This is a genomic window from Nocardioides sp. (assembly GCF_035429765.1).
Lineage (GTDB): Bacteria > Actinomycetota > Actinomycetes > Propionibacteriales > Nocardioidaceae > Nocardioides.
The window spans coordinates 1-6,823 of the sequence record NZ_DAOMFK010000173.1; the positions used below are offsets into that span (position 1 = coordinate 1).

General features: G+C 72.9%; 5 protein-coding genes. 4 read left to right on the top strand and 1 reads right to left on the bottom strand.

The annotated features are described in order from the left end of the window. The 3 genes from mfd to PLP61_RS13525 form a co-directional block, all read left to right on the top strand. Positions 1-3,475 (top strand): transcription-repair coupling factor (mfd, locus tag PLP61_RS13515; protein ID WP_324503259.1); only part of this gene is annotated, 3,475 nt, incomplete at its 5' end. Continuing rightward, positions 3,472-4,146, top strand: coding sequence for a SurA N-terminal domain-containing protein (locus PLP61_RS13520; RefSeq protein WP_324503260.1), 675 nt, complete (start codon positions 3,472-3,474; stop codon positions 4,144-4,146). The genes mfd and PLP61_RS13520, both read left to right, overlap by 4 nt. Positions 4,147-4,162: 16 nt before the next feature. Then, complete coding sequence (locus PLP61_RS13525; RefSeq protein WP_324503261.1) at positions 4,163-4,798, top strand: nucleoside triphosphate pyrophosphohydrolase; 636 nt, start codon at positions 4,163-4,165, stop codon at positions 4,796-4,798. Here the strand turns inward: PLP61_RS13525 and PLP61_RS13530 are convergent. Then, positions 4,795-5,286 (bottom strand): DUF6174 domain-containing protein, encoded by a 492-nt coding sequence (locus PLP61_RS13530; RefSeq protein ID WP_324503262.1) that lies wholly within the window; start codon positions 5,284-5,286, stop codon positions 4,795-4,797. The two genes, PLP61_RS13525 and PLP61_RS13530, sit on opposite strands and share 4 nt — an antisense overlap. Positions 5,287-5,504: 218 nt before the next feature. Here PLP61_RS13530 and eno point away from each other — a divergent pair, with 218 nt between their 5' ends. Then, positions 5,505-6,782: a phosphopyruvate hydratase gene (gene eno / locus PLP61_RS13535; RefSeq protein WP_324503263.1), complete on the top strand. Its 1,278-nt coding sequence runs from the start codon at positions 5,505-5,507 to the stop codon at positions 6,780-6,782. Positions 6,783-6,823: the final 41 nt, after the last annotated feature.

A 6,823-nucleotide genomic window follows, 5' to 3' on the forward strand; every position in this document is an offset into this window, starting at 1 on the left:
GCGCGCCGCGACCCGCGGCGCACTCGACCTCACCGGCCCCTCGGCGCTGCGGCCGTTCCTGGTCGCGGGGCTGGTCGAGGCGGGCCGCACCGTGCTCGCCGTCACCGCCACCACCCGCGAGGCCGAGGCCCTCGTCGAGGACCTCGCCGACCTGCTCGACCCCGACACGGTCGCCTACTACCCCAGCTGGGAGACCCTGCCGCACGAGCGGCTCAGCCCCCGCAGCGACACGGTGGGGCGGCGGCTGGCCGTGCTGCGCAGGCTCCGCCACCCCGAGGACGGCCCGGGTCCGCTCCGGGTGGTCGTCTCCCCGGTCCGCTCGATCCTGCAGCCGCAGGTCGGCGGCCTCGGTGACCTGGCCCCGGTCGCGCTGGAGCCCGGGGACGCCGCGCCCCTGGACGAGCTGGTGCGGCGGCTGGCCGACGCGGCGTACTCCCGGGTGGACCTGGTCGAGAAGCGGGGCGAGTTCGCGGTCCGCGGCGGCATCGTCGACGTCTTCCCGCCCACCGAGGAGCACCCCCTCCGCGTGGAGCTCTGGGGGGACGAGGTCGAGGAGATCCGCAGCTTCGCCGTCGCCGACCAGCGCACCCTGGCGCCGGTCGACCGGCTGTGGGCGCCGCCCTGCAGGGAGCTGCTGCTCACCGAGGAGGTACGCCGACGGGCGGCCGAGCTCGGCCGCAGCCATCCCCAGCTCCTGGAGCTCACCGACAAGATCGCGGCCGGGATCGCGGTGGAGGGGATGGAGTCCCTCGCCCCCGCCCTGGTCGACGACATGGAGCTCCTGGTCGACGTGCTTCCCCCGGAGACCCACGTCCTGGTGCTGGACCCCGAGCGGGTGCGCACCCGGGCGCACGACCTCGTCGCGACCAGCCAGGAGTTCCTCGGAGCCAGCTGGGCGGCGGCCGCCGGTGGCGGCCAGGCGCCGATCGACCTGGGCGCGGCGTCGTACCGCGCGCTGGGCGAGGTCCGCGAGCACGCCCTCGGGCTGGGGCAGCCGTGGTGGACGATGAGCCCCTTCGGTCTCGGTGCGGAGGAGGACGGCGGGGTGGTGCTCGCCGCCCGACCGGCCGAGGAGTACCACGGTGACCTCGAGCGCGCCGTCGCCGACGTCCGCGACTGGCTCGCCGAGCACTACCGCGTGGTTATCGTGCAGCCCGGGCCCGGGCTCGCCGAGCGCACCGTCGAGGTGCTGGGGGAGCACGACCTGCCCGCCCGTCTCGTGGCTGCGGACGCCTCTGCGCAGGCGCTGGCCGGCGACGTGGTCACCGTGGCGACCGGCTCGCTCTCGCACGGCTTCGTCGACGACGGCCATCGGCTCGCGGTGCTCACCGGGGACGACCTGACCGGGCAGCGCTCCTCGACGCGCGACATGCGCGCGATGCCGGCACGGCGCAAGCGCCAGATCGACCCGCTCGAGCTGACCACCGGGGACTACGTCGTCCACGAGCAGCACGGCGTGGGGCGCTTCGTGGAGATGCGGCAGCGGGAGGTGGCCGGCGCCACCCGCGAGTACCTCGTGCTGGAGTACGGCGCGGCCAAGCGGGGTGGTCCGCCGGACCGGCTGTTCGTCCCGGCCGACGCCCTGGACCAGGTGACCCGGTACGTCGGGGGCGAGCAGCCGACGCTGGACCGGCTCGGCGGGGCGGACTGGGCCCGGCGCAAGGGCCGGGCGCGCAAGGCGGTCCGCGAGATCGCCGCCGAGCTGATCAAGCTGTACGCCGCCCGGCAGGCCACCCAGGGCTACGCGTTCGGCCCGGACACGCCGTGGCAGCGGGAGCTGGAGGACGCCTTCCCCTTCACCGAGACCCCCGACCAGCTGAGCACGGTGGACGAGGTCAAGGCCGACATGCGGCGCAGCGTGCCGATGGACCGGCTGGTCTGCGGCGACGTGGGCTACGGCAAGACCGAGATCGCGGTCCGGGCGGCCTTCAAGGCGGTGCAGGACGGCAAGCAGGTGGCCGTCCTGGTGCCGACCACGCTGCTTGTCCAGCAGCACCACTCCACCTTCGCCGAGCGGATGAGCGCCTTCCCCGTCGTGCTCAAGGCGCTGTCGCGGTTCCAGACCGACGCGGAGGCGCGCGCGGTCGTCGACGGGCTCGCCGAGGGCTCGGTCGACATCGTGATCGGCACCCACCGGCTGCTCAACCCCGACATCCGGTTCAAGAACCTCGGGCTGATCGTCGTCGACGAGGAGCAGCGGTTCGGGGTGGAGCACAAGGAGCAGATGAAGCGGCTGCGCACCAGTGTCGACGTGCTGTCGATGTCCGCCACGCCCATCCCCCGCACCCTGGAGATGGCCATCACCGGCATCCGGGAGATGTCCACCATCACCACCCCGCCCGAGGAGCGGCACCCGGTGCTGACCTACGTCGGCGGCTACGAGGACCGCCAGGTGGTGGCCGCGGTCCGTCGGGAGCTGCTCCGTGACGGCCAGGTCTTCTACATCCACAACCGGGTGAGCTCGATCGAGAAGGCGGCCGCCCGGCTCCGGGAGCTGGTGCCCGAGGCGCGGGTCGCCGTCGGACACGGCCAGATGGGCGAGCAGCAGCTCGAGCAGGTCATGCTGGACTTCTGGGAGAAGCGGTTCGACGTCCTCGTCTGCACCACGATCGTCGAGTCGGGTCTGGACGTCTCGAACGCCAACACGATGGTCATCGAGCGCGCCGACATGCTGGGCCTCTCCCAGCTGCACCAGCTGCGGGGCCGGGTGGGCCGCTCGCGGGAGCGCGCCTACGCCTACTTCCTCTACCCGGCCGAGAAGCCGCTCACCGAGACCGCGCACGAGCGGCTGGCCACGCTGGCCCAGCACTCCGACCTCGGCGGTGGCATGGCGATCGCGATGAAGGACCTCGAGATCCGTGGCGCCGGCAACCTGCTGGGGGGCGAGCAGTCCGGGCACATCGCCGACGTGGGCTTCGACCTCTACGTGCGGCTGGTCGGTGAGGCCGTGCAGGAGTTCCGTGGGGACGCCGAGCCCGAGCTGGCCGAGGTGCGCATCGAGCTGCCGGTCGACGCGCACCTGCCTCACGACTACATCCCGTCCGAACGCCTGCGGCTGGAGATGTACAAACGGCTGGCCGAGGTGCGCTCGGACGAGGACGTCGACTCGTTGCGCGACGAGATGGTCGACCGCTACGGCACGCCCCCCGAGGAGGTCGCCTCGCTGCTGCTGGTGGCCCGGTTCCGTGCCCGCGCGCGCCGGGCGGGGGTCGGTGAGGTCACCATCGCCGGCAAGCACGTCCGCTTCGCCCCGGTGGACCTCCCGGAGTCGCGGGTGGTCCGGCTGCAGCGGCTCTACCCGCGGAGCATCGTGAAGGCACCGGTGCGCACGGTGCTGGTTCCGCGGCCGCAGACCGCCGTGGTCGGGGGTCGTCCGATCACTGGTGTGGTCCTGCTTGAATGGGCGCGGACGGTCCTCGACACCGTGGTCGACCCGCCTGCCCCTGCCCCGCAGCAGTCCGAGGAGAACCCGTGAGCACCCACCACCTGCGTCGCCTGGCCGCCCTGGCCGTGGCCGGCACCGTGCTGCTGTCCGGCTGCGGGAGCGCCCGTCCGGGGGTGGCCGCCCAGGTCGGGGACGACACGATCACGCTCAGCGACGTCGACGAGCAGAGCCAGCTCATCTGCCAGGCGGTCGAGAAGGACCTGCAGAGCCCGCTGCCGATGAGCCTGGCCCGCTACCAGATCCTCACCGGCCAGATCAGCCGGTCCATCGCCGACCAGGTGGCCGAGGAGTACGACGTCGAGCCCGACGCCGGCTACGACTCGGCACTCTCCGCCGCCCGCACCCAGGTGGCGGCGTACCCGGAGGAGACCCGGGAGACGTTGATCGAGGTCTCCACCAACCAGGTCTACGTGCAGTCGATCATGGAGGCAGCGGCCCGCAAGGCGCTCGCCGACGAGGGGACCGCCGACCCCACGGTCGACGAGGTGACCAAGCGCAGCCAGCAGCTCTTCAGCCAGTGGGCCGACACCCACACGGTGGAGATCGACCCGCGCTTCGGCTTCGACTTCGCCGACGGGACCTTCGCCCGGGTCGAGACCGGGGTGTCCCACGCGGTGAGCGACACCGCGACCGCCGGCCTGGAGCCCGAGCCCGACCCGGCGGTGACCGCGGAGCTGCCGGTGGCGCAGCGCTGCGGCTGACCGCGCCGGTCACGCCGTGATCGACCGGGCCACCGGGGCGCTGCTCCTGGAGTTCCTGGGGGTGATGCGGCGGCTGCGCGCCGAGTGCGCCTGGAAGGGCAGCCAGACCCACCGCACGCTGGTGCGCTACCTGCTCGAGGAAACCCACGAGACCGTGGACGCGATCGAGTCCGGCGACGCCGACCATCTCCGGGAGGAGCTCGGCGACCTGCTGCTCCAGGTGTGGTTCCACGCGGTCATCGCCGAGGAGGCCGGCGACTTCGCCCTCGACGACGTGGTCACCGGCATCGTGGACAAGCTGCGCCGGCGCAACCCGCACGTGTTCGGGGACGCGCAGGCCGGCGACCCCGCCGCGGTCACCGAGGTCTGGGAGTCGATCAAGGCCACCGAGAAGCCGCGCCGCTCGGTGACCGACGGGCTTCCCGCGTCGCTGCCGGCGCTGCTGTACGCCGACAAGGTGCTCGACCGGCTCGCCCGGGCCGGGACCCCGGTCACCCCCGACCCCGGCGGTGACCTGGGGGAGCGGTTGCTCGCGCTGGTCGTCGAGGCGCACGCCGTCGGCGTCGACCCCGAGCAGGCCCTGCGCACCGCCGTACTCCGCGTGCTGCCGGCGCCGGCCAGCGACCCGTCCGGTCCTGGCGGCTCGGGCTAGTCCAGCGGGCGCACGCGGGACACCGTGAAGCCGATCTCCTCGTCGACAGCGTTGGCCAGGGCGTCGACGTACACGCTGGTCGGGTAGTCCTGGCCGGCCGGCCAGAGCACCTCGACCCGGTCCGCCTCGGTGTTGTTGGCCGCGGCGATCACGTCGTCGAGGGTCTTGCGCTGGTACTCCGCCGTCACCGCGTCGCCCGGTCGGTGCCCGCGCCCGCGCTGGGCGTACACCGCCGAGACCACCCGGCCGTCGCGCACCGTGATCCGGATCGGCTGGCCGGCGTCGGGGCAGAAGCAGGAGATCACCAGGGTGTAGGCGTAGTCCTGGTGGGGGTAGGCCGGGTAGCTGCCCACGGTCGGCGTACCGCTGCCCGGGCCGCTTGGTGAGGCCGACCCCGTGGCCTCGCCGCTTTCCTGGGTCGTGCTGCCGCAGGCCGTGAGAGCGGCGAGCAGGACGGCCGTGACGGCGAGGACGTGAGGACGGCGCATGTCTCCTCGGACGGGTGGCGGGCCGGTGTGGTTCCCCGATTCTGCCTGGTGGTGGTCCGAGCCGAGTGACGGGGAGGAGCAACGGAGGTACGCCGCGCACCCGGGGCCCCGGCCGGAGCCGACGTGGCTAGGCTGGGAGCCGTCCCCCGGGCAGGTCCCTCGACAGCGGAGACAGGCCCGACCGCAGGCACGTCGCCCCACCCCTGAGGAGCACCACCGTGGCATCCATCGCAGCAGTCGGCGCCCGCGAGATCCTCGACTCGCGCGGCAACCCCACCGTCGAGGTCGAGATCGCCCTGGAGGACGGTGCGTTCGGTCGTGCCGCCGTGCCCAGCGGCGCCTCCACGGGCGCGTTCGAGGCGGTGGAGCTGCGCGACGGAGGCAAGAGGTACGCCGGCAAGGGCGTCCAGAAGGCCGTGGCCGCGGTGATGGACCAGATCGCGCCCGCGGTGGTCGGCCTGCCCGCCGACGACCAGCGGCTGGTCGACCAGCTGATGGTCCAGCTCGACGCCACCCCCAACAAGAGCTCCCTGGGGGCCAACGCGATCCTCGGAGTCTCCCTGGCGGTCGCCCGCGCGGCCGCGGACTCCGCTGGGCTGCCGCTCTACCGCTACCTCGGCGGCCCCAACGCGCACCTGCTGCCGGTCCCGATGATGAACATCCTCAACGGCGGCTCCCACGCCGACTCCAACGTCGACATCCAGGAGTTCATGATCGCGCCCATCGGCGCGGCGTCGTTCTCCGAGGCGCTCCGGATGGGTGCCGAGGTCTACCACGCGTTGAAGGCGGTGCTGAAGAAGAAGGGGCTGGCCACCGGCCTGGGCGACGAGGGGGGCTTCGCCCCGAGCCTGGACAGCAACCGCGCCGCCCTGGACCTGATCGCCGAAGCGGTCAAGGCTGCCGGCCTCAAGATCGGCAAGGACATCGCGCTCGCCCTCGACGTGGCTGCCTCGGAGTTCCACTCCCGTGGCAAGTACGCCTTCGAGGGCCAGAAGCGCTCCAGCGCCGAGATGACGGCCTACTACGCCGAGCTGGTCGCGGCGTACCCGATCGTCTCGATCGAGGACCCCCTCAACGAGGAGGACTGGAAGGGCTGGAAGACGATCACCGACGAGCTCGGCGAGAAGGTGCAGATCGTCGGCGACGACCTCTTCGTCACCAACGTCGAGCGGATCCAGCGCGGCATCACCGGCGGCCAGGCCAACGCGCTGCTGGTCAAGGTGAACCAGATCGGGTCGCTCACCGAGACGCTGGACTCGGTCGAGCTGGCGCACCGCAGCGGCTTCCGTTGCATGATGAGCCACCGGTCCGGCGAGACCGAGGACACCACGATCAGCGACCTCGCGGTCGCCACCAACTGCGGCCAGATCAAGACCGGTGCCCCGGCCCGGTCCGAGCGGGTGGCGAAGTACAACCAGCTGCTGCGGATCGAAGGCGAGCTCGGCGACGCCGCCCGGTACGCCGGGCGCGGGGCCTTCCCGCGCTACCAGGGCTGAGCCCCCGCCCGCGTCGCGGCCGGGTCGCTCCCGCGATCCGG

Excerpts from the sequence above, each read along its gene's own strand:
- PLP61_RS13530 (WP_324503262.1), bottom strand. The coding sequence starts at position 5,286 with ATGCGCCGTCCTCACGTCCTCGCCGTCACGGCCGTCCTGCTCGCCGCT.